At 67.8% G+C, this 20,655-nt stretch carries 21 protein-coding genes; 11 read left to right on the top strand and 10 right to left on the bottom strand.

Annotation, left to right across the window (positions count from 1 at the left end; all coding sequences use genetic code 11):
- Window positions 1-48 precede the first annotated feature (48 nt).
- From AC5P68_RS04405 to hglS, 7 genes are all read left to right on the top strand, one after another.
- Window positions 49-1,602, top strand: a complete 1,554-nt coding sequence (locus tag AC5P68_RS04405) for a serine hydrolase domain-containing protein (protein WP_288419231.1) — start codon at window positions 49-51, stop codon at window positions 1,600-1,602.
- A complete protein-coding gene (locus AC5P68_RS04400; protein WP_049403719.1) occupies window positions 1,535-2,248 on the top strand; it encodes a M15 family metallopeptidase in 714 nt (237 codons plus the stop codon). The genes AC5P68_RS04405 and AC5P68_RS04400 overlap by 68 nt, the downstream gene beginning before the upstream one ends.
- A 399-nt stretch (window positions 2,249-2,647) precedes the next feature.
- Complete coding sequence (locus AC5P68_RS04395) at window positions 2,648-3,019, top strand: hypothetical protein (protein WP_012478956.1); 372 nt, start codon at window positions 2,648-2,650, stop codon at window positions 3,017-3,019.
- Between the two features lie 232 nt (window positions 3,020-3,251).
- Window positions 3,252-3,668 carry an EF-hand domain-containing protein gene (locus AC5P68_RS04390; protein WP_005407824.1) on the top strand — a complete coding sequence of 139 codons (417 nt, stop codon included), beginning with the start codon at window positions 3,252-3,254 and terminating at the stop codon, window positions 3,666-3,668.
- A gap of 84 nt (window positions 3,669-3,752) precedes the next feature.
- Window positions 3,753-4,505, top strand: a complete 753-nt coding sequence (locus AC5P68_RS04385; protein WP_033833656.1) for an HAD family hydrolase — start codon at window positions 3,753-3,755, stop codon at window positions 4,503-4,505.
- A gap of 31 nt (window positions 4,506-4,536) precedes the next feature.
- Window positions 4,537-5,025, top strand: coding sequence for a hypothetical protein (locus tag AC5P68_RS04380; RefSeq protein ID WP_184014264.1), 489 nt, complete (start codon window positions 4,537-4,539; stop codon window positions 5,023-5,025).
- A 166-nt stretch (window positions 5,026-5,191) separates the two neighbouring features.
- On the top strand, window positions 5,192-6,556 hold the full coding sequence (gene hglS / locus AC5P68_RS04375) for a 2-oxoadipate dioxygenase/decarboxylase HglS (protein ID WP_033833658.1): 1,365 nt from the start codon (window positions 5,192-5,194) through the stop codon (window positions 6,554-6,556).
- Between the two features lie 118 nt (window positions 6,557-6,674).
- Here hglS and scpC read toward each other — a convergent pair whose 3' ends face one another.
- Entirely contained in the window at window positions 6,675-8,189 is a 1,515-nt protein-coding gene (gene scpC / locus AC5P68_RS04370) for a succinyl-CoA:acetate CoA-transferase ScpC (RefSeq protein WP_005407828.1), read from the bottom strand.
- A gap of 458 nt (window positions 8,190-8,647) precedes the next feature.
- On the opposite strand from scpC, the gene glnE reads away from it, so the two are divergent.
- Window positions 8,648-11,443, top strand: coding sequence for a bifunctional [glutamate--ammonia ligase]-adenylyl-L-tyrosine phosphorylase/[glutamate--ammonia-ligase] adenylyltransferase (glnE, locus tag AC5P68_RS04365; protein ID WP_414498050.1), 2,796 nt, complete (start codon window positions 8,648-8,650; stop codon window positions 11,441-11,443).
- A gap of 271 nt (window positions 11,444-11,714) precedes the next feature.
- Here the strand turns inward: glnE and AC5P68_RS04360 are convergent, their stop codons facing one another.
- The 6 genes from AC5P68_RS04360 to AC5P68_RS04335 form a co-directional block, all read right to left on the bottom strand.
- Entirely contained in the window at window positions 11,715-12,275 is a 561-nt protein-coding gene (locus tag AC5P68_RS04360) for a queuosine precursor transporter (protein WP_049403715.1), read from the bottom strand.
- A 75-nt stretch (window positions 12,276-12,350) separates the two neighbouring features.
- Complete coding sequence (locus AC5P68_RS04355) at window positions 12,351-12,863, bottom strand: hypothetical protein (RefSeq protein ID WP_164133593.1); 513 nt, start codon at window positions 12,861-12,863, stop codon at window positions 12,351-12,353.
- Window positions 12,864-12,895: 32 nt separating this feature from the next.
- Window positions 12,896-13,390: a hypothetical protein gene (locus AC5P68_RS04350; RefSeq protein ID WP_005407832.1), complete on the bottom strand. Its 495-nt coding sequence runs from the start codon at window positions 13,388-13,390 to the stop codon at window positions 12,896-12,898.
- A gap of 19 nt (window positions 13,391-13,409) precedes the next feature.
- Window positions 13,410-14,261 (bottom strand): DUF2145 domain-containing protein, encoded by an 852-nt coding sequence (locus AC5P68_RS04345; RefSeq protein WP_033833661.1) that lies wholly within the window; start codon window positions 14,259-14,261, stop codon window positions 13,410-13,412.
- 48 nt (window positions 14,262-14,309) lie between these two features.
- Window positions 14,310-14,540 carry a hypothetical protein gene (locus AC5P68_RS04340; protein ID WP_010484194.1) on the bottom strand — a complete coding sequence of 77 codons (231 nt, stop codon included), beginning with the start codon at window positions 14,538-14,540 and terminating at the stop codon, window positions 14,310-14,312.
- Between the two features lie 153 nt (window positions 14,541-14,693).
- Window positions 14,694-15,653 carry a mitochondrial fission ELM1 family protein gene (locus AC5P68_RS04335; RefSeq protein WP_033833662.1) on the bottom strand — a complete coding sequence of 320 codons (960 nt, stop codon included), beginning with the start codon at window positions 15,651-15,653 and terminating at the stop codon, window positions 14,694-14,696.
- A 126-nt stretch (window positions 15,654-15,779) separates the two neighbouring features.
- Between AC5P68_RS04335 and AC5P68_RS04330 the strand changes: the two genes are divergently transcribed.
- On the top strand, window positions 15,780-16,370 hold the full coding sequence (locus AC5P68_RS04330; protein WP_005407836.1) for a malonic semialdehyde reductase: 591 nt from the start codon (window positions 15,780-15,782) through the stop codon (window positions 16,368-16,370).
- Between the two features lie 86 nt (window positions 16,371-16,456).
- Complete coding sequence (locus tag AC5P68_RS04325; protein WP_005407837.1) at window positions 16,457-17,164, top strand: YceI family protein; 708 nt, start codon at window positions 16,457-16,459, stop codon at window positions 17,162-17,164.
- A gap of 199 nt (window positions 17,165-17,363) precedes the next feature.
- Here the strand turns inward: AC5P68_RS04325 and AC5P68_RS04320 are convergent, their stop codons facing one another.
- Window positions 17,364-17,765 (bottom strand): hypothetical protein, encoded by a 402-nt coding sequence (locus AC5P68_RS04320; RefSeq protein ID WP_049433443.1) that lies wholly within the window; start codon window positions 17,763-17,765, stop codon window positions 17,364-17,366.
- A gap of 206 nt (window positions 17,766-17,971) precedes the next feature.
- Between AC5P68_RS04320 and AC5P68_RS04315 the strand changes: the two genes are divergently transcribed.
- Window positions 17,972-18,805, top strand: coding sequence for a hypothetical protein (locus AC5P68_RS04315; protein ID WP_111108533.1), 834 nt, complete (start codon window positions 17,972-17,974; stop codon window positions 18,803-18,805).
- A gap of 254 nt (window positions 18,806-19,059) precedes the next feature.
- Here the strand turns inward: AC5P68_RS04315 and AC5P68_RS04310 are convergent, their stop codons facing one another.
- Together AC5P68_RS04310 and AC5P68_RS04305 are read right to left on the bottom strand one after the other, a co-directional pair.
- Window positions 19,060-19,857 (bottom strand): siderophore-interacting protein, encoded by a 798-nt coding sequence (locus AC5P68_RS04310; protein ID WP_495216805.1) that lies wholly within the window; start codon window positions 19,855-19,857, stop codon window positions 19,060-19,062.
- 60 nt (window positions 19,858-19,917) lie between these two features.
- Window positions 19,918-20,478 carry a PadR family transcriptional regulator gene (locus tag AC5P68_RS04305; RefSeq protein WP_049437044.1) on the bottom strand — a complete coding sequence of 187 codons (561 nt, stop codon included), beginning with the start codon at window positions 20,476-20,478 and terminating at the stop codon, window positions 19,918-19,920.
- Between the last annotated feature and the right edge of the window lie 177 nt (window positions 20,479-20,655).

The raw sequence follows: 20,655 nt of genomic DNA, 5'->3' as shown, positions 1-20,655 counted from the left end.
ATCCGCGCCGTCCACCGTGACGGCGCGGGCAATGGAGGGGCTGCCCGCATGCACCACCTGCTGATCCTCGCGGCGGCACTGGCCGCACCGTCCGCTTCGTCGGTCGACAGTGCAGCCATCGAGGCCGACATCGCGACCGTGGTCCGGGCCGAGCATCTGCCCGGGCTGGCCATGGCGGTGGTCGACAACGGGCAGGTGGTCTATCGCCACGCCGAGGGCGCGCGTGGCGATGGCGGCCGCATCGACGAGGACACGCTGTTCAAGATCGCCTCCAACAGCAAGGCGATGACCGCCGCGCTGCTGGCGCGGCTGGTGCAGCAGGGCACGCTGCACTGGGATGATCCAGTGCAGCGACACCTGCCGGGTTTCCGCATGCATGATGCGTGGGTGGGCGAGCAGATGCAGGTGCGCGACCTGCTGATCCACAACAGTGGCCTTGGCCTGGGCGCCGGGGACCTGATGCTGTGGCCGGAGCCGAACGCGTTCACCCGCGCCGACATCATCGCCGGCTTGGCGCATCTCAAGCCGGTCAGCAGCTTCCGCAGTCACTACGCCTACGACAACCTGATGTATGTGGTGGCCGGCGAAGTGGCGGCGGCAGCGGGTGGCAAGCCGTATGACCAGCTGATGCGCGAGCAGGTGTTCGAACCACTGGGCATGACGCGCTGCCAGGTGGGTGCGTGGTCGGTGAAACGCGTGGGCAACGTGGCACAGCCGCATGCCTGGCGTGGTGAACGCAACGAGGTGGTGAACGCCGATGCTGCGATCAGCCCGGACCTGCCCTCGATGGCGGCGGGAGGCATCCGTTGTTCGCTGGGCGACATGACACGCTGGATGCAGGTGCTGCTCGATCCCGCGCTGGTGCCGGACTGGCTGGGCAGCGAGCAGCGGCGCACGCTGTGGACCCTGCACATGCCGATGCCGTTGGGTGAACGCCAGCGGCGCTGGGACAACGCGCATTTCTACGGCTATGGATATGGCTGGCGGGTGTCGGACATGGACGGGCAGTGGAAGGTGGCGCATACCGGCACGTTGTCGGGCATGTACTCGTCGCTGGCATTGCTTCCTGACCGCAGGGTCGGCGTGGTGATGCTGATCAACGGCGAAGGCGAGGATGCACGCACGGCGCTGATGCAGGCCACGCTGAAGCGCTTCACCGCACCAGACGATGCGCGCCCTGCGATGGAGTACCTGGCCGAACTGAAGGCTGACCGGGCAGCGCAGGCAGCATCTGGCCATCAACGGTCAGCGACCACCGCCGCACCGCCGGCACGCGGCAATGACCTGCCGCGTTGGCAGGGCCGCTACTCCGACCCCTGGCTGGGCCCGGCTTCGCTGTGCCCGGGCAAGGATGGCCTGCGCTTCAGCGTGGACAAGTCGCCCAGGCTGCAAGCGGCCGTGCTGCAACTGCAGGGGCGCTGGCTGCTGCGCTGGGATACGCTGGGTGACGAGGCGCAGGCGTGGCTGCAGCCGGGCGAGGGCCCGGCACCGACACTGGACCTGCGCGCCATCGATCCTGACATCGACTTCAGCTATGACTTCCAGGACCTGCATTTCACTCGTACTGGCGACTGCTCTGGCGGCGACCGCCAACGCCGCTGAGCCACCGCGCGTTTCGCCGGCCACCGATGCGGCCAGCGCCGGATTGGTGGAGATCCGCACGTTGTCGCCAGGCATCGACATGGACATCCGATACGCCAATGCCAACAACTTCACCGGCGCGCGCGTGCCCGGCTATGAGGCGCCATCCTGCTACCTGCTGGCGCCCGTGGCGAAAGCGCTGGCGCAGGTAGAACAGGATCTGCGCGCGCAGGGCTTTGGCCTGCGCCTCTACGACTGCTACCGGCCGGTGCGCTCGGTGCAGGCCTTCATGGCCTGGGTGAACGATCCGCGCGAACTCTCGCGCAAGGCACAGCAGTACCCGGACCTGGACAAGCCACGGCTGCTGGCCGACGGCTACATCGCCGAGCGCTCTGGCCATAGTCGTGGCGCCACGGTTGATCTTGGCCTGCTGGATTGCCGCACTGGCGCCTGCACGCCGCTGGACATGGGCACCGACTTCGATTTCTTCGGCCCGCGCGCGCATACCCGGACGAGCGGGTTGAGCACTGTGCAGCAGGCGAACCGCCAGCAGCTGGTGCAGGCGATGGCGCGCCGTGGCTTCGTCAACTATCCGCAGGAGTGGTGGCATTACACTCTGCAGCCCGAACCGGATCCCGGCACCGCGTACGACGTGCCAGTGCTTTAGGTGGTATCGGCAGGGCTGCGCCCTGCACCCGCGGTAGTGCCGGCCGCTGGCCGGCAACATCAGACGCAACAGCAACAGCGTGCGTTCCGTGGGTTGGCTGGGCGGTGCCGGAGTGCGGGGACGCCGTAAATCCGTCCATGGAGGCTTGGCAGCCGCATCCATGCGGCTGACACCCCGCACTCCGGCACCGCCCAGCCTCTGACAGTTTCCCGCGCGGTCCGTTGTAGAGCCGAGCCCATACTCGGCTGCTCTTTGTTCGTCGGCTGCTTCTTGTTCAATCGTCGCGATATTCGATCTCGATGGAGATTCATCCACGCATGGCGTGGATCTACTGGGGCTACCGGATTGGGTCCGGGGCAGATCCCTTACACTGGCCGCCTCTTCATCCCTGCCCACCCGATGAACCTTCCCCTGCACTTCGGCCTGCTCGGTACCCTGGAAGCCGGCGCCATCGCCCTGCTGGTCGGGCTGCTGGTGTACTTCCTGTGGTCGCAGCTGTGCCGGCTCCTGCACTGGACCGCGGGTCACGCGATCGGGTGGTCCTGTGTCATCGCCGTGATCATCTCCGCCGGCATCGATGCATGGAAGCTGTTCTACATGGGCATCGTGCGGCTGGAGTCGCCGCTGTACGCGCGCCTGTTCCTGGCAACCATCCACGATCCGAACGAACTCGGCAGCCGCGTGGTGCTGGAAATCGCCGGTGCGCTCGCCGGTGTTGCGCTCGGCTGGGTGTTGTTCAGTTCGCGGTCATCGGAAAAAACCGTCGACTGACGCAGGTTTTTCGTTGGCTGCCGGTTAAATCCGGCAGCGCTGAATGCGCATCTTATGAGCTGCTCACTTGCTGCTAACCACCGCGCTAATGCATGCGCGGGGGCGAGTGGTTAATGGTGCGTGCTGACGCCGGTCGCGGGGCAAAATCGATTCAGAAACGGGGTGGCAGGGTAGGTGCCGTGCGGAGACAACACGCCGCGCAACACCACCCAATTGGCAGGAGACACCCCTGATGACTATTCGCAACCGCAAGCCCCTGATCGCCCTGATCGTCGCCGCTGGCAGCGTGCTGGCCATTCCGGCGATGGCCCAGTCGGCCAAGCAGCAGGCGGCGCATGCGCAGAACGAGGCCGCACAGGCCCAGCAGGCGGCTGCACAGGCCGGCCAGGCCGCCGACCAGGCGACCAACGCTGCCGCAGCCGCATCGGCGCAGGCCAACGGCGGTGGCCAGACCTGGGCCAGCATCGATACCGATGGCAACGGCACCATCAGCAAGACCGAGGCGCAGGTGAACGCGGGCCTGGCCCAGGTGTTCGACCAGGCTGACACCAACAAGGACGGCGAGCTGAGCGCCGATGAGTACAAGGCCTATGTGGCCGCCCAGCAGGCCGGCGCCGGCGGCGCAGCGCAGGGTGCGCAGGGCAGGTAAGACCTGTATCGGGGCGTATGGGAACCCGGGCGGCTTCGGCCGCCCGGGTTTTTTTCGTCATCGCCACCCCTGTATCCTTGGCCGATGAACACCTCCACGCCTGCGCCGTCGCGCGCCATCGGCCTGGTCGGTTTTGACGGTGACGATACGCTGTGGAAGAGCGAGGACTACTACCGCAAGGCCGAGCAGGATTACCTTGACCTGCTGTCGCGCTACGTCGACGTGCATGACACCCAGACCGCGCGCCACCTGCTGGAAGTGCAGCAGCGCCACCTGGGCACCTTCGGCTACGGCGTGAAGAGCATGACCCTGTCGATGATCGAAGCGGCCATCGACATCACCGGCCAGCGCATCGAAGCGAAGGACATCCAGCGCATCCTCGATATCGGCCACGACACCCTGCGCCACCCGGTCGAGCTGATCGACGGTGTGCGCGAAGCCGTGGCGGCCATCGCCGAGCACTACCCGGTGGTGCTGATCACCAAGGGCGACCTGTTCCACCAGGAAGCGAAGATCAAGGTCGCCAACCTGGGCGAGCTGTTCCCGCGCATCGAGATCGTCTCGGAGAAGGACCCGCAAACCTACGCCCGCGTGCTGGCCGAATTCGACCTGCCGATGCAGCGCTTCGTGATGGTCGGCAACTCGCTGCGTTCGGACATCGAGCCGGTGGTTACCCTGGGTGGCTGGGGCGTGCATACCCCGTACGCGGTGACCTGGGCCCACGAGACCCAGCACGGCGTGGCCGACGATGAACCTCGCATGGTCACCGCCGATACCGCCCACGACTGGCCGGCCGCACTGGCGGCGATCGAAGCCAAGGCCGCTGCGGCGGCCTGACAGGGCCCGGCGGCTGCGGCAGAATCGGGGCATGAATTACCGACTGCGCGTGTTGCTGTTGTCCCTGCTGCTGGCGCCGGCCACCGTGCTGGCCCAGCAGACCGCCGAGCGTTCGGCTGCGTATGAGGTGGCAACCGGCGACAGCTGGGTTGATGCCCAGCTGCAGGACATCAACCATTACGCCGAACGCTACCCGGATGCCTTTCTCGATGAGGTATCGCGCTATGCCGACGTGCCCCGTGGCTACATCAGCGCGCTGTTCACCACTCATGGCTGGCAGGCCGGGGACATCTATTTCGCCTGCTTCTGGGCCAAGGCCAGTGGCCAGACCTGCCGCGACAGCGTGCGCGCCTTCAGCCAGGACCCGGACGGCGGCTGGGAAGTGGTGGTAAAGCGGATGCCCACCAGGCCGGACAACCTGCATTACCGTGCCGTGCGCCACGCCATCGTGGCCAGTTACCAGCACTGGGACCGTCCGATCACCCTGGATGCCACCCTGAAGCGCCAGCTCAAGCGGTAGTGCCGGCCGCTGGCCGGCAATTGCACCCTTCCAGGCATCCGGAGATTGCCGGCCAGCGGCCGGCACTACCGGTTTGTTTCATGTTGCTCTGCATATCGCCGCCACCGCGCGCTCCGGCGACAATACGGGTCCGAGCTGTTCCCCCGTTCCCGTAATCGAGTGACTGATGAGCGCCTCTTTGGTTTCGCCTGATGTGATCCGCCGCCTGTTCGCACAGGCCATGTCCCGCATGTACCGCACCGAAGTGCCGCTGTACGGCACGCTGGTGGAACTGGTGGAGCGGATCAACGCGCAGGTGCTGGAGCAGGATCCGGCGCTGGCCGCGCAGCTGCAGCGCAACGACGAGCGTGCGCGCCTGGACGAAGAGCGCCATGGCGCGATCCGCGTCGGCACCGCGCAGGAGCTGGCGACGCTGCGCCGCCTGTTCGCCGTGATGGGCATGTACCCGGTCGGCTACTACGACCTGTCGGTCGCGGGCGTGCCGGTGCATTCCACCGCGTTCCGCCCGCTCACCGGCCTCGCGCTGGCGCAGAATCCGTTCCGCGTGTTCACCTCGCTGCTGCGTCTGGAGCTGATCGAAGACGCAGCGCTGCGTGCCGAGTCCGCGCGCATCCTCGAAGGCCGCCGCATCTTCACCGAGGGCGCGCTGGCGCTGATCGACCAGGCCGAGCGTGACGGTGGCCTGGCGCAGGCCGATGCCGAGCGCTTCGTCGAGGAAGCACTGGAAACCTTCCGCTGGCACGGCGATGCCACGGTCGACCTGCCGACCTACCACGCGCTGCACAACGCGCATCGGCTGGTGGCCGACGTAGTCAGTTTCCGTGGCCCGCACATCAATCACCTGACCCCGCGCACGCTGGACATCGACGCTGCGCAGGCGGCGATGATCGAACACGGCATGGCGGCCAAGGCGGTGATCGAAGGCCCGCCGCGCCGCGCCTGCCCGATCCTGCTGCGCCAGACCAGCTTCAAGGCACTGGAAGAGGCCGTGCATTTCCCGGGCGGCGAAGGCGGCGATGCCGGCACCCATACCGCGCGCTTCGGCGAGATCGAACAGCGCGGCCTTGCGCTTACCCCGAAGGGCCGCGCGCTGTACGACCAGCTGTTGTCGCAGGCCCGCGATGCCGGTGGCGAAGGCAGCACCGGTGGCGACTACGGCCAACGCCTGCAGGCGGTGTTCGCCAGCTTCCCGGATGACCATGACACGCTGCGCCAGGAAGGACTGGGCTATTACCGCTACCAGCTGACCGACGCCGGCCGTGCCGCGCCCGAGCGCGTGGCGGATCTGCCGGCTGAAGTGCTGGTGGCCGCCGGCCTGGCCACGGCCGACCCGATCGTCTATGAGGATTTCCTGCCGGTCAGTGCCGCGGGCATCTTCCAGTCGAACCTGGGTGGTGAAGAACAGCGCGCCTATGCCGCACATGCCAACCGCGAGGCCTTCGAGCAGGCGCTGGGCGTGGCGGTGCATGACGAGTTCGAGATCTACGAGCGGCTGCAGGCCGAATCGCTGGCGAGCCTGCGCATCGCGTGAAGGTAGAGCCGGCCGCTGGCCGGCTGTTGGGGAAGCCGGCCAGCGGCCGGCTCTACCCGATTCCGTAGCTGGGGTCAGATCCCTTTCTGGCAGAAAAGGGCTCTGACCCCCAACGCAATCAGCCCTTCATCGTTCCGGTATCCAGCCAACGCTGGTGCCACGACAGCGCTTCCGGCAGCAGGTGCGGGGTGTGCTTGCCGTAGCTCTCGCGGCTGGCGCGGTCGAAGTAATCCTGCAGCTGCGGGCGGAAATCCGGATGCGCGCAGTTGTCGATCAGCACCTGCGCGCGCTTGCGCGGGGTCAGGCCACGCAGGTCGGCCAGGCCCTGTTCGGTGACGATCACCGACACGTCGTGCTCGGTGTGGTCGACATGGCTGGCCATCGGCACGATCGCCGAAATGGTGCCGTTCTTCGCGGTGGACGGGCTCAGGAACGCCGACAGGAAACCGTTGCGGGCGAAGTCGCCGGAACCGCCGATGCCGTTCATGATCCGCGTGCCCATCACGTGCGTCGAATTGACGTTGCCGTAGATGTCCACCTCGATCATGCCGTTCATGCCGATGCAGCCCAGGCGGCGCACCAGTTCCGGATGGTTGGAGATCTCCTGCGTGCGCATGATGATGCGCTCGCGGTAGAAATCGATGTTCTCCTTGAACGTCTCGTTGGCCTGCGGGCTCAGCGCGAAACCCGTGCACGAGGCATAGCTCAGCACGCCGTCGCGCAGCAGGTCGAGCATGCCGTCCTGGATCACTTCGGTGAACGCGGCCAGGTCGCGGAAACCGCTCTTGGCCAAGCCGGCCAGCACCGCGTTGGGAATGTTGCCCACGCCCGACTGCAGCGGCAGCAGGTTCGGCGGCAGGCGGCCCTTCTTCACTTCGTGCTTGAGGAACTCGATCAGGTGCGAAGCGATCTGCTCGCTGGTCGCATCGATCGGGCTGAACGGGCTGTTGCGGTCCGGGCCGTTGGTGCGTACCACGGCCACGATCTTGTCCGGGTCGCAGCGCAGCGCGGTGTCGCCGATGCGGTCGTTGGCGTTCACCAGCGGAATCGGCTTGCGGTGCGGCGGCAGCGCGGTGCCGTAGTAGATGTCATGCATGCCGTCGACGCCGGCCGGCTGCCATTCGTTGACCTCGACGATCACCTTCTTCGCCAGGTCCAGCCAGGTCTTGTTGTTGCCGACCGAGGTGGAGGGCACCAGCGAGCCGTCTTCGCGGATGGCCGAGACTTCGATCACGGCGGTATCGATCTCGCCGTAGAAGCCGAACCACACGTGCTGGGCAACGTGGCTGAGGTGGATGTCGATGTAGTCCAGCTTGCCCTCGTTGATGCGGTTGCGCGCATCCGGGTCGCTCTGGAACGGCATGCGCATGGCGATGCCATCGGCCTTGGCCAGCGCGCCATCGAGTTCCGGCGCGGTGGAGGCGCCGGTCATCAGCTTGATCTGGAAAGGGTTGCCCTGGGCATGCACCGCTTCGATGCGGCGGGCCAGTTCGACGGGAACGGCCTTGGGATACCCGGAGCCGGTAAAGCCGCTCATGGCCACGGTTTCACCGGGCTGGATCAGCGCGGCTGCGGCCTCTGCGGAGACCACGCGGTCACGGAGACGCGCGTTGGCGATGCGATCAACAGACATGACGACACGTGTTGCTGGGGGGAATTCCGATTATCGGCCATCCTCATCCGTACGGGGGGTTCTACCTTCGTGGAATGGCTTTTCCCCAGGGGCTCACCCAAACCCGTCGGTTTTGTTTTGCAGTGCAGCGTGCAAAGTGCTTTCGCAGCCCGCACGATGGCCCTGCATCCCGACGTGGGGGAGGGAGCAGAGCCCGCTGGCAGTTCGCTGCAAGCGGGCTTTTTTATTGCCTGTCGCCCAGTATGAATACGCGGCCTCCATTGTTGGTAATGCCGGCCGCTGGCCGGCAGATCCGTTGACTTGGTAGTGCCGGCCGCTGGCCGGCAGATCCGTTGACTTGGTAGTGCCGGCCACTGGCCGGCAGATCCGATGATGCTGCCGAAGGTTACCGGGGCTGCCGGCCAGCGGCCGGCACTACCGGGTCCGTTGCGTCCCGACCGGGTCGATACAATCAGCCCATGACCCTCGCCCCCGCTGATCTGCCCGCCTCCCTGCAGCCTCTTGTCGACCGCGCCCTGGCGCGCCTGGCCCAGGTCCTGCCCGAGCCCATCCCGGCCGACCTGCTGCCGTTGCTGACCCGGCTGGCGGTGACCAGTGACTTCGCGCTGGACACCCTGGTGCGGCAACCGGCGCTGCTAGCGCAGCTGGCCGCGCCCGGTTGCCCGCCGATCCCGGCGCCGGTGCTCGATCCGCTACAGCCCAGCGACTGGCCGGCACAGCTGCGGCGCTGGCGCACTGCCATGTCCACGCGGCTGATCTGGCGCGACCTGGCCGGCCTCGACGACGTGCCGCAGACCCTCGCCGGCGCCACCACCCTGGCCGAAGACTGCCTGCGGCTGGCACTGGACGCCCTGCAGCAGGAATTCGCCCAACGCCACGGCGTGGTCCGCGATGGCGAAGGCACCCCACAGCAGCTGGTGGTGTTCGGCCTCGGCAAGCTGGGCGGCGGCGAGCTCAACTTCAGTTCCGATATCGATCTGGTCTACGCCTATCCGCACGGCGGCGAATCCGACGGCGCGCGCGCGCTGGCCGCCGAAGAGTATTTCGCACGCCTCGGCCAGCGCCTGGCCAAGCTGCTGGACGAAACCACGGTCGATGGCTTCAGCCACCGCGTCGACCTGCGCCTGCGCCCGTTCGGCAGCGCCGGCCGCGTCGCGCTGTCGTTCGCAGCGATGGACCAGTATTTCCAGCGCGAAGGCCGCGACTGGGAACGCTACGCGTGGCTGAAGGCGCGCGCGGTGGCCGGCGACATCGCCGCCGGTGAAGCGTGGCTGCAGACCCTGCGCCCGTTCGTGTACCGCCGCTACCTCGATTTCACCGCGCTCGATGGCCTGCGCGAAATGAAGGCGGCGATCACCGCCGAGGTCGCGCGCCGCGAGTTGCACGAGGACATCAAGCGTGGCGCCGGCGGCATCCGCGAAATCGAATTCCTGTGCCAGGCGTTGCAGCTGATCCGCGGTGGCCGTGAACCGGCACTGCGCGAGCGTCGCCTGCTGGTGGCGCTGGATGCACTGGTTGCCGCCGGACAGATCGCGCCCGAGGATGGCGCCGCACTGCGCGAGGCTTACCTGTTCCTGCGCCGGCTGGAGAACCGCTTGCAGATGCTGCGCGACGCGCAGACCCACGTACTGCCCAGCGACGCGCTGGACCGCGAACGCATTGCCGTCGGCCTCGGCTATGCGGACTGGAACGTGCTGCGCGCGGCGTTGGCCGAACAGCAGCAGCGGGTCAGTACTGAATTCGCCGCGCTGCTGGCACCGCGCAAGGGCCAGGCCGCGCCCGACGCGCTGGCCAACTACTGGCGCAGCCTGCCCGAAGGCAGCAACGCACCACTGCTGGCCGAAGCCGGTTTCCTCGATGCCAACGGCGCCGACCAGTCGCTGCGCGATTTCGCCCAGGGCACCGGCGTGAAGTCCTTGTCCGATGCCGCGCGTGCGCGGCTGGATCGCGTGCTGCCCGCACTGCTGCATGCGGCCACGCGCTCGCCACAACCCGACGCCGCGCTCAAGCGTGTGCTTGGCCTGCTGCAGGCGGTGCTGCGCCGGACCAGCTATCTCGCGCTGCTGGACGAACAGCCCAGCGCGTTGGCGCGGCTGGTCGATGTGCTGGCGCGCAGCGCGCTGCTGGCCGAGCGCCTGGCGGCGTATCCGCTGCTGTTGGACGAACTGCTGGACGTACGCGTGTCCGGTCCGATGCCGGATGCCGCCGGCATGCTGGCCGAGTGCCAGCAGGTGTTGGCGGTGGAGGATCCCGAATCCGCGCTGCGCTGGCTCAATGAAACGCGGCTGGCACTCAGTTTCCGCATGGCGATGGCCACGCTGGATGGCCGCCAGGGCGCGGTGGACAGCACCCGGCAACTGGCCGAGCTGGCGCAGGCGGTGGTGATCACTGTGCTGACGATGGCCGAAGCGGACATGCGCGCCGCACACGGGGAGATTCCCGGTGGGCGCTTCGCGATCATCGGCTACGGCAGCCTGGGCGGGCTTGAGCTGGGCTTCGGCTCCGATCTGGACCTGGTGTTCCTGCACGACAATCCGGCTGGCGTGGACGCCAGCGACGGCGCGCGTCCGCTGGAGCCGGGCCGCTGGTATGCACGCCTGGCGCAGAAAGTGATGGCCCTGCTCGGCGCGGTCACCGCCGCCGGCCGCCTGTACGACATCGATGTGCGCCTGCGCCCGGACGGTGGCAAGGGTTCGCTGGTGTCTTCGCTGGCCAGCTACACCGAATACCAGCGCGAACGCGCATGGACCTGGGAACACCAGGCCTTGGTGCGCGCACGCGGCGTGGCCGGTGATGCCAGCCTGCTGGCCGACTTCGAGCAGGTGCGTGCACAGACGCTGGGGCGTGAGCGCGACACGGGTGTGCTGTATGCCGACGTGCTGAAGATGCGCGGCCGCATGCGCACCGAACTGGACCGCAGCGATGCCGCGCGGCTGGACCTGAAGCAGGGTGCCGGCGGCGTAGTGGACCTGGAGTTCCTGCTGCAGAGCGGCGTGCTGGCGCGCAGTGCGCAGCACGTGGCGTTGCTGCAGCCTCGCGATACGCCGTCGTTGATCGATGCGCTGGCGGTTGTCGGTTTCCTGCCGGATGCGACCGCGCAGGCACTGCACGGAGCACATGCCACGCTGTTGGACGTGGGCCTGGCCTGCACGCTGGATCGGCGCCCGCGGTTGGCGCCGACCACGCCTGCGATTGAAGAGGCGTGTGCCGCGATTACGGCAGCGTGCAGAGCCGCGGAGTTGCCGTTCGCCTGAGCGGGGGCAAATGCTGCAACAGCTTTGAGTGGGTGCGGACCGTTGGTCGGCACCCACCGGATCAATGGCCCTGCGATGGCCCGCCGTTGGTAGATGCCAACCTTGGTTGGCATGAATGCCAAGCGCCAACCAAGGTTGGCGACTACCGAATCAATGGCCCTGCGATGCCCGCTTCTGGTAGGTGCCGACCGCTGGTCGGCACAATCTGTCGGCAGCGATGAGTTCTGCAGGGCGTGCCAACCAAGGTCGGCACCCACCAGAGCATGTGCGATCAGCTGGTGGCCCGCAGCGGCGCCATCTTCCACAACAACGCGCGGAACGGGGCCAGCAGGCAGACGCCGATCGCCAGCTTCACCGCCAGGTCGCCCGCTGCCCAGCTCACCCACGGCAGGGCGGAACCGGCAAACGCGATCGACCAGAAAATGGTGGTATCCACCGTCGCGCTGCAGGTGGTGGCCACCATCGGTGCGCGCCACCAGCTGCCACGACGCAGGCGGTCGAACACGGTGATGTCGAGCAGCTGCGCCACGATGAAGGCCGAGCACGAGGCAATGGCGATGCGCGGCGTGGCCACCCACACCGACAACACCACCGCCACCAGGAAGCCGATCCATGCCACGCGGCGCGCCGGGCCCGGGCCGAAGCGGCGGTTGATCAGGTTGCTGACCAGGAACGCGACCGGATAGCTGAAGGCACCCCAGGTCAGCCAATCGTTGATCGGGTACTGCACCAGTACGTTGGACAGCAGCACCACCGCGCCCATCGCCAGTACCGCCAGCACCAGGGCGCGGGCGGTCAGCGGGGCAAACACAGGGGCAGGACGCACGGACATGGCGAGCCAGGGGGACAAAGGGGATCGCCCATTATCCGCCCGGCCCGCGGCAAAGCCAAAACCGGTCGTTCAGCTTTACAGCGCTTCGCTCATCACGTCGCCAGCGGCGTAGGCGGTGGGCACGTAAGCCAGTGCCTGGCCCTGCGCGCTTTTCACGGTCCAGCCGGCACCGGCTTCGGTGGGGTCGAAGTGCACCTGCTGGCCGACCACGAAGCCTGCCGCCTGGTCTTCATGCACGTGCGCCGGCCAGCGCAGGGTGGCGGTCTGGTCGGCCTTGTCCGGCACCTGCAGCTGTACCTGGCGCTCGCCCTCCGGCGTGGTCTCCACCTTCTTCACCTCCATCGGTGGCAGCGGCACTGCCTTGGTGCGCGTGGCCCGGCCGTTGCGTTCGCTGGCCTTGAACGGCGCCTTGGACAGTTCGGACAAGCCCATCGAGGCCGCCAGTGGCAACGACAGGACCAAGAACGACGTCACGATCACGCTGGCCTCGCTGCTGTTCAACTGCGGCGCGGCGCCAGCATGGACAGTGGGCGCCAGCAGCGCCGAGAGCAGCAGGGCGGACGCGGGAATGCGCAGGCAACGGAACATGGAGACCTCCTGGTCAACGTGGGGGCGGCGGCTCAGCGCCGGGTATCGAAAATGTCGCGCGGGCCGGTGGCCTCGGGCAGGTATTCCAGCGGGCGGCCCTGGTTGTCCTTCACCTGCCAGCCCTGGTCGGTGCCGGTCGGCTCGAAGTTCACGGTCTGCCCCACGGTGAACTGCACGGCGGGATCGCCGGGGCGCTTCGGCCACTGCATCGACGCGGTGTTCTGCGGGTTGTTGGCATCGCGCAGCAGCACTTCGCGGCGGCCGTCGACGGTGGTGGCGATGGCGCTCACCTGCATCTGCGGCAGCTTCACCGATGCGCCGTGGCCAGGCGGCAGCCCGGCATCCCGGGCTTCCTTGGCAGCGGCGGCGCGCGCGGAAGCCACCAGGGGCGCGGACATTTCCAGGCTCGGCCCCTGCGGGCCCGGGTCCTGCAGGATGATGATGCGGCGTTCGGCATGGGCGGTGTTCGCGCCGAGCAGGCCGGCAATGATCACCATCGACATCAGGGAAACAGGCAGCGGACGCATGTCGTTCTCCTCGCGGGATTCAGGGCGTGGCGGCAGCAGCACCGGCCACCGGCACATGGGGGATCACCAGTTCCTGCTGCAGCTGGCTGCGCTGGTGCAGGAAGTCGAATACCGATTCCACTGTCACCACCGAATAGTTGCCGGAAATGCGTTCGCCGGCGGGGTGGTCGGTGGTGGTGGCGTTTGCAATGAACAGGCGTGCACCCACGCGCTTGCCCAGGCCGATATGCAGCACGCTGGGCTGGTACTTCTGCTGGCGCAGCCACTGCTGTGCCTGTTCGCGCTTGACGATGGCCGGCGCACCGTCGGCCTGTGCCATCGCTGCCGCCAGCACCTCCAGTACCCACTGGTTGGAGTTCTGGTAGTCGGTGGCGAACGGGTAGGCGACCACGTTGTACCTGGTCTCGTGCAGCGCCTTGGGCTGGATCGACGGCGACACCAGCATCGCCTTCAATGCAGCACGCAGCGGCGCCGACGGCACGCCGATGCGCAGGTCGGTATGGCCTCCGCTCTCGCCGACGAAGTTGCCCAGGCCCTCGTGGTACAGCTGCGAGCTGTCGGTCTTGCAGCGGTTGAGCAGGTGCATCGCGCGCCAGCGGCCATCGTCCTCGCGCAGCAGGAAGGCCAGGTGGCTGTGTCGCAGGCCATAGCGGCTCAGATCCTGGCCACCGCGTGCGGCGACCACCACGTCCACATCGGGCAGCGCATCCAGGCGCTCGGCGGTGGTCCAGGCCACGTCCAGCATCGCCGCCTGCGACGCCACGCTCGGGTAGCGCTCGCGGCACTCGGTGCTGTTGGCCCAGGCCGGTGCAGTCGCCAACAGGCTGGCGATCAGCAGCGCGGCGCGGGGCAGGCGGGAGAAACGATCCATGTCGATACCTTCAACGGCGGGCAGGCCCGCGCGCCGATCATACGCCGCTCAGCGCAGCGGGCGGTCCACGCCCTTGCGCTTGAGTTCCCTGTCGCAGGCATCGCTGATCGGCGCGATCGGCAGCGGCGGGCGCTCGCCAGTCTTCGGATCGCGCAAGGCCGGTTGTTCGCGATACGCGTCCAGCTGCTGCTGGCACTGGTAGGAAATCGGGTCCAGTTCGGTGGGCGCGGTGGAGCAGGCAGCGAGCAGGGTCAGGGGCAGCAGGAGCAGGGTGCGCATGAAGACGTTCAGCGTGATGGGGGACGCTGGACTCTAACCGCACAGTCGGATCGAAATGTTCAGAAAACGCTGCGCACCCGGTAGTGCCGGCCGCTGGCCGGCAACGTCAGGATCTTCGGTAGCGCGTAGAGCATTGCCGGCCAGCGGCCGGCACTACCCCAATGCCAAACGCTGTTTCACTTCCGCGGCCACCCGCGCGGTCTCGCGCAGTGGTTCGATGCGGTCGTAGTGCCAGTCCAGCCAATGCGCCTGCAGCCGCCCGCGCTCGCGCAGCTGCTGCTGGAAGCGTGCCAGCCGGCCCTGCGCGGTCTCGGCCAGCGCCACCATCACCGGCATGCGCGTGGCGCAGGCTTCAGACAGCAGGTTCACCGAATCGGGCGAGACCACCACGCGGTTGGCCCAGCCGAGCAGGCCGCCATAAGGATTCGTACCATCGCCGCCGTCGCCCCAGATCACATGCGGCAGGTCGGCGAACGTCGCGCGCAGGATCTCGGCCAGGGCGGGCGGAGTGCGTCGCGAGGTGGTCGCCAGCAGGCTGCCGCCTTCGCTGCGGATCTGCCTGGCCAGCGCCTGGAACACGCCCACCATCGCCGTTTCATCCCACGGCGCCAGCGGCGTCGGTCCACCGACAAGCAACGCGGTGCGCGGGCCGGGCAAGGTACTGAAGCCGGCGAACGCGGCGCGGCCCCAGGCCAGCCAGTCGTCGTCCACCGGGTTGAGGCTGCCGAGCAGGGTCAGCACGTTGCTGCCACGCAGGGCATCGTGTTCGGGCACCACCACCACATCCCAGTGGCGTGCGCCGATGCGCGGGTCGAGGATCTGCACCACCTGGCTGCCACGTGCGCGCAGCACGCGCAGTGCGCCGGCGGCCTGGCGGCCACAGCCGATCGCCAGCGCCGGGGCCTCGGCGGCCAGTGTCGCGAAGGCCTCGCCGTAGCCATTCACATCACCCGGCAGCCGCCGCGGCGACAGCCAGCGCCAGGGTGCGCGGGGCTGCAGGACCAGCGGTCGGTGGGTGCCCTGGCGCAGCGCCGAGGCCAGCGCGACCGCCTGGCGGACATTGCCCGCACGGCCGTCAGTGACCGTCCATGGCGCGCTCGATCGTTTCACCATTGGCATTAATTCGTTTCAGCCCTGCTGGGTGTTGCAACAGTCGCGACACTCTACACTGCGGCTCGTCGTTTCGCCCCGCGCCGCCCGCGGGCACTGACTTCCCTTAGCCGCCCTGGAGATCCACCGATGTCCCACGCGCTCGACGCTGCTGCCCTCGACCAGCTGTTCCGTACTGCCCGCACCCAGAACGCCTTCCTCGACAAGCCGGTCCCGGCCAGCCTGCTGCAGGAACTGTACGACCTGGTGAAGTGGGGCCCGACCGCCGCCAACACCACGCCGGCCCGCTTCGTCTTCGTCACCTCGAAGGAAGCCAAGGCCAAGCTGGCCCCGGCCCTGTCCGAAGGCAACCACGACAAGACCATGGCCGCTCCGGTCACCGCCATCATCGGCTTCGACCTGGACTTCCACGAGAAGCTGCCGTACCTGTTCCCGCACACCGATGCCAAGGCCTGGTTCGACGGCCCGCAGGAAGGCCGCCACGAAGCCGCCCTCCGCAACGGCAGCCTGCAGGGCGCCTACCTGATCCTGGCCGCGCGCGCGCTGGGCCTGGATGCCGGCCCGATGTCCGGCTTCGACCCGGCCAAGGTCGACGAAGCCTTCTTCGCCGGCACTTCGATCAAGTCGAATTTCCTGGTCAACCTGGGTTACGGTGACCCGGCGGGCCTGTTCCCGCGTCTGCCGCGCCTGTCGTTCGACGAAGCGGCGCGCATTGCGTAAGTCGTTGTATCGGTTTCGGGCCTGCTGTCCCGTGGCAGGCTCTTGCTGCACCGTGTACCCACCCTACGATCCGGAGAGTTCCTCAGATGAGCGCCACCCGTAAACTGCTGCTGCCGCTGGCCCTGACCCTGGCCATCGCCGCCTGCTCCAAGCCGGCCGACACCGCTGCCCCGGCCGCCGATGCCGCCGCCCCGGCCACCACCGAGCAGGCCGCCACCCCGGCCGCCGATGCCGCCGCTGCAGCGCCGGCCGCCGAAGCGATCAAGATCGCCTCGGGCACCTACAAGCTGGACCCGACCCACACCGACGTGCTGGCCCAGTGGAGCCACTTCGGCTTCTCCAACCCGAGCGCGCACTTCGGCAACGTCGAAGGCACCCTGGTGTACAACGCCGAAGACGTGACCAAGTCCACCGTGGAAGTGAAGCTGCCGCTGAGCGGCCTGAACAGCTTCACCGCCAAGTTCGACGAGCACCTGAAGAGCGCCGACTTCTTCGACGCCGCCAAGTTCGCCGATGCCACCTTCAAGAGCACCAAGGTGGAAGCCGCTGGCACCAACAAGCTGACCGTCACCGGTGACCTGACCATCAAGGGCATCACCAAGCCGGTCACCCTGGACGTCACCGTCAACGGCGGCGGCGAGCACCCGATGGCCAAGGTTCCGGCCGCCGGCTTCGATGCCACCACCACCCTGAAGCGCAGCGATTTCGGCGTCGGCGCGTATGCCCCGAACGTCAGCGATGAAGTGAAGATCCGCATCACCACCGAAGCCACCGGCGAAAAGCCGGCGGCTTGATGCACCCCGCTCACTCGTCGTGAGAAGGCAGAAGGCCCGCTGAAAAGCGGGCCTTCTTTCTGGGTGCCGGTAGAGCCGGCCGCTGGCCGGCTGCATGCGGGGTGCCCGATGCTGATGGGGTTGCCGGCCAGCGGCCGGCACTACCCGGTAGACGCCAACCTGCATCTGGTGGGTGCGGACCGTTGGTCCGCACGATCCCTCAGCGCAATGCGCCCAACCATGCCACGCACGCTTCGCTCGGGCTCTGCTTGGCCTTCACTGCCAGCCCGCTCACGCGCACGAAGGTCTGTGCGGCCTGCGCCACCACCTGGCGTGCGATCAGCGCCGCCTGCTTGGTCGCGGCCTGCTGCTTGCGCAGCTGCACGATGTGCACCGACGGCCGGCCCACCGGCGCGTACTTCTGGTCGCGGCGCAGTACATCGGCCACCTGCGCCACTTCGAATTCGGCCTGCAGGTAGCGGTGCTGTGCCTCCACCAGCTCACGCAGCGGCGTGCGCAGTGCGGCGGTGTCGGCGAAGGCGGCCAGTGCCGCATCGCAGGCGGCGTCATCGGCAAAGCGGGTACGCAGCGCATCCACGCTGGCCAGGGTCGGTTTGGCCATGTGGGCCTCGTTGCTGCAGGAAAGGAGCGCGATTGTCGCATTGCCAGCTCGGTAGTGCCGGCCGCTGGCCGGCAATTGCATGGGAGTGTGCGGACCAACGGTCCGCACCCACCAGTCGATGGCGGTCCGCACCCACCGACGGCGGCGCAGCCGAGCGTGGGCTCGGTTCTACAATGGCTGCGGTATCACCCACGGAAGGAAGACCCATGCAGGACGCGCAGTACTGGTTGAACGAATTCTGGTCGGGCCTGAGCGTGCTCGATCTGGTGGGCGGCAGCGTGCTCGGTACGCTGCTCGGCCTGGTGCTGGGCATCGCCGGCTGGCGCTGGCTGCATCACCGTGGTTGGTTGCAGCGGCGCAAGCGCTGGCATCACTGGCTGCTGGCCAGCTACGTGGTGCTGCTGCCGCTGGCCACTGCCTTCTTCGGCCTGCAGCTGGGTTTCACTGCCGGTGCGCACCGCGCGCTGTTCAAGCAGCTCGATCATTTCCAGCCGCACCTGCAGACCCTGGTGGAAGGCTGGAGCGAAGGTTTTACCGATTCGCTGGACGACCCGCGCATGCGCGAGGCACTGCGCAGCCAGGGCACGGTGGGCGACGTCGCCGACACCATCGCCTCGGCCTACCTCAGCGAGCATCCGCTGCCCGGCCTGGACCGTCTTGGCAACGGCCCGTTGGCACGTGGTACCGGCTGGGTGATCGGCAGGGTGCGCGAGGGCCTGCTGCGCAGCATGGTGGAAGACACGCTGGTGGACAGGGCCGGTACCCTCGGCCTGGAACCCAAGGTGGTGCGTGAAGCGCTGACCATGCACGTCGATGAGCTGCTGCACACCCGTGGTGTGCTGCGGCTGGTGAAGGCGCAGATCAACGGCATGATGCCCGGCGTGTACTTCGGGCTGCTGTTGCCGTTGTTGATCATCGCGCTGCTGGTGGCGCTGGAGATCTGGGCCGCGCAGCGGTTCGGGTGGGCGCAGCAGGTGGTGCCCCGCGTGGTAGTGCCGGCCGCTGGCCGGCAGTTGCAGGTTCCTGCCGGGGGTTCATGAGGTTGCCGGCCAGCGGCCGGCACTACCTGTCGGAGGGCGTGCGGATGCTGGCGCTGGAGATCTAGGCCGCGCAGCTGTTTGGGTGGATGCGGCAGGCGGTGCCCCGCGTGGTAGTGCCGGCCGCTGGCCGGCAATTGCGGGTTCCTGCCGAAGGTTCATGAGGTTGCCGGCCAGCGGCCGGCACTACCTGTTGCAGGGCGTGCGGACCAACGGTCCGCACCTACCAGGCAGGGGCCGCACCCACCGTCTTTGGATCAATCGCCGTCGGTTTCGTCCGGGTGCGCCTTCCAGTAGCCGGTCGAGCGGATCCAGTCGCGCGGCACGCCCAGGTGGCCTTCGATGAACTTGCGCATCATCCGTGCGCGGCGCGATTCGGTGGCGATCCAGTAGAAGACATCGCCGTCCGGTGCCTCGAAGTCGGTCAGCATGTCTTCCAGCAGCGTGCTGGTCGCTGCCGGGAAGCCATTGCGCTCCAGCCAGTGGATACGCACGTTCTCGTACTGCGGCAGGTCCTGGCGTTCGGCCTCGTCGCTCACTTCGATGAAGGCCTGCACCTCGGCACCGTCCGGCAGCACGTCCAGCCAGCGGGCGATGGCCGGCAGCGCGGTTTCGTCGCCGATCAGCACATAGGCATCAAAGCTGTCGGCCACCACGAACGAGCCGCGCGGGCCGCCGATTACCAGCACGTCGCCCGGCTGCGCGCGCTCGGCCCACGGCCCGGCAATGCCCTGGTCGTGCAGCACGAAGTCGATGGCCAGCTCGCCGGTTTCGTGGTCCCACCAGCGCGGGGTGTAGTCGCGGGCCGGCGAGGGCTCCTTGCCGGCCGGATAGCTGCGGCCTTCGGCGGTGACCACCGGCAGCACCATCTCGCCCGCAGCGTTGGGGAAGAACAGCTTGATGTGGTCGTCGGCGCCGGGCGAATCGAAACCGGCCAGCGCGTCGCCGCCCAGCACGATGCGGCGCATGTGTGGGGTGACTTCCTCGGTGCGCAGCACGGTCAGTTCACGGAAGCGCACATCCAGGCGCAGGCGCGTGTTGTTGTGTTCGGTCATGGGGGCTACCTGTAAAGGTGTCGCGCGGGGGCGCGCGGCGTAGGGGAGACCTGGCTGGATTCAGTCTGGCTGGGTCGTTGAAAGCGGTGATGCCTCGCTACCGGCGGTACCGTTGAGCAGGGCAGACGCCCGCGTCAGCAGCGCCGCCACTTCGTCCGCCTCGCCCTCGGCCCAGCGGCCGTGGTGGTGCACCAGTGCCCGCTTGAACTCGCGCAGGGCGCAGGCCAGCGGCGGCGGCAGCGAGGCCTTGGTGATCTCGCGGGCACGGTCGAAGGCGCGTCGCTGCGCCAGCCGCACCTGGGTGCGCTGCACCTTCAGCTCGAACTCGCCGGCGGCGGTGATGCGGAAGATCCGCTTGCCGTCCACTTCCTCGGCCTCGATCCAGCCGGCCTGCTCGAAGCTGGCCAGCAGCGGGTACATGGTGCCGGCGCTGGGCGTGTAGGCCTGCATGAACTGGTTGCTGATCAGCTGCATCAGCTCGTAGCCATGGCGCGGCTGCTCGCCGATCAGGGCCAGCACCAGCAGGCGCAGGTCGCCGCGGCTGAGTACGCGCGGCTGGCCGTTGCGACGGGGCACCGCCGAATCGGTGGAACGGGCTCTGGGAGAGGGGCTTCGGCTCATTTCGATATATCGGTAAACGAGTGTGCAAACGATATATCGATATGTCGAAAGCGACAACACCCGATCCGGCCACATGCAGGTGCAATTTGGGCCACGGCCAGCCCCTCCCACAGCAAAAGGGGCGCCCCTTGCGAGGCGCCCCGGCGATGCTGTGGAAGGGAGCAGGGCCACCGGGCC

Source organism: Stenotrophomonas sp. YJH_SMC_58 (genome assembly GCF_059369635.1).
The sequence above is the reverse complement of the archived record's forward strand: the minus strand, read 5'-3'. Positions and strand labels throughout refer to the sequence as shown.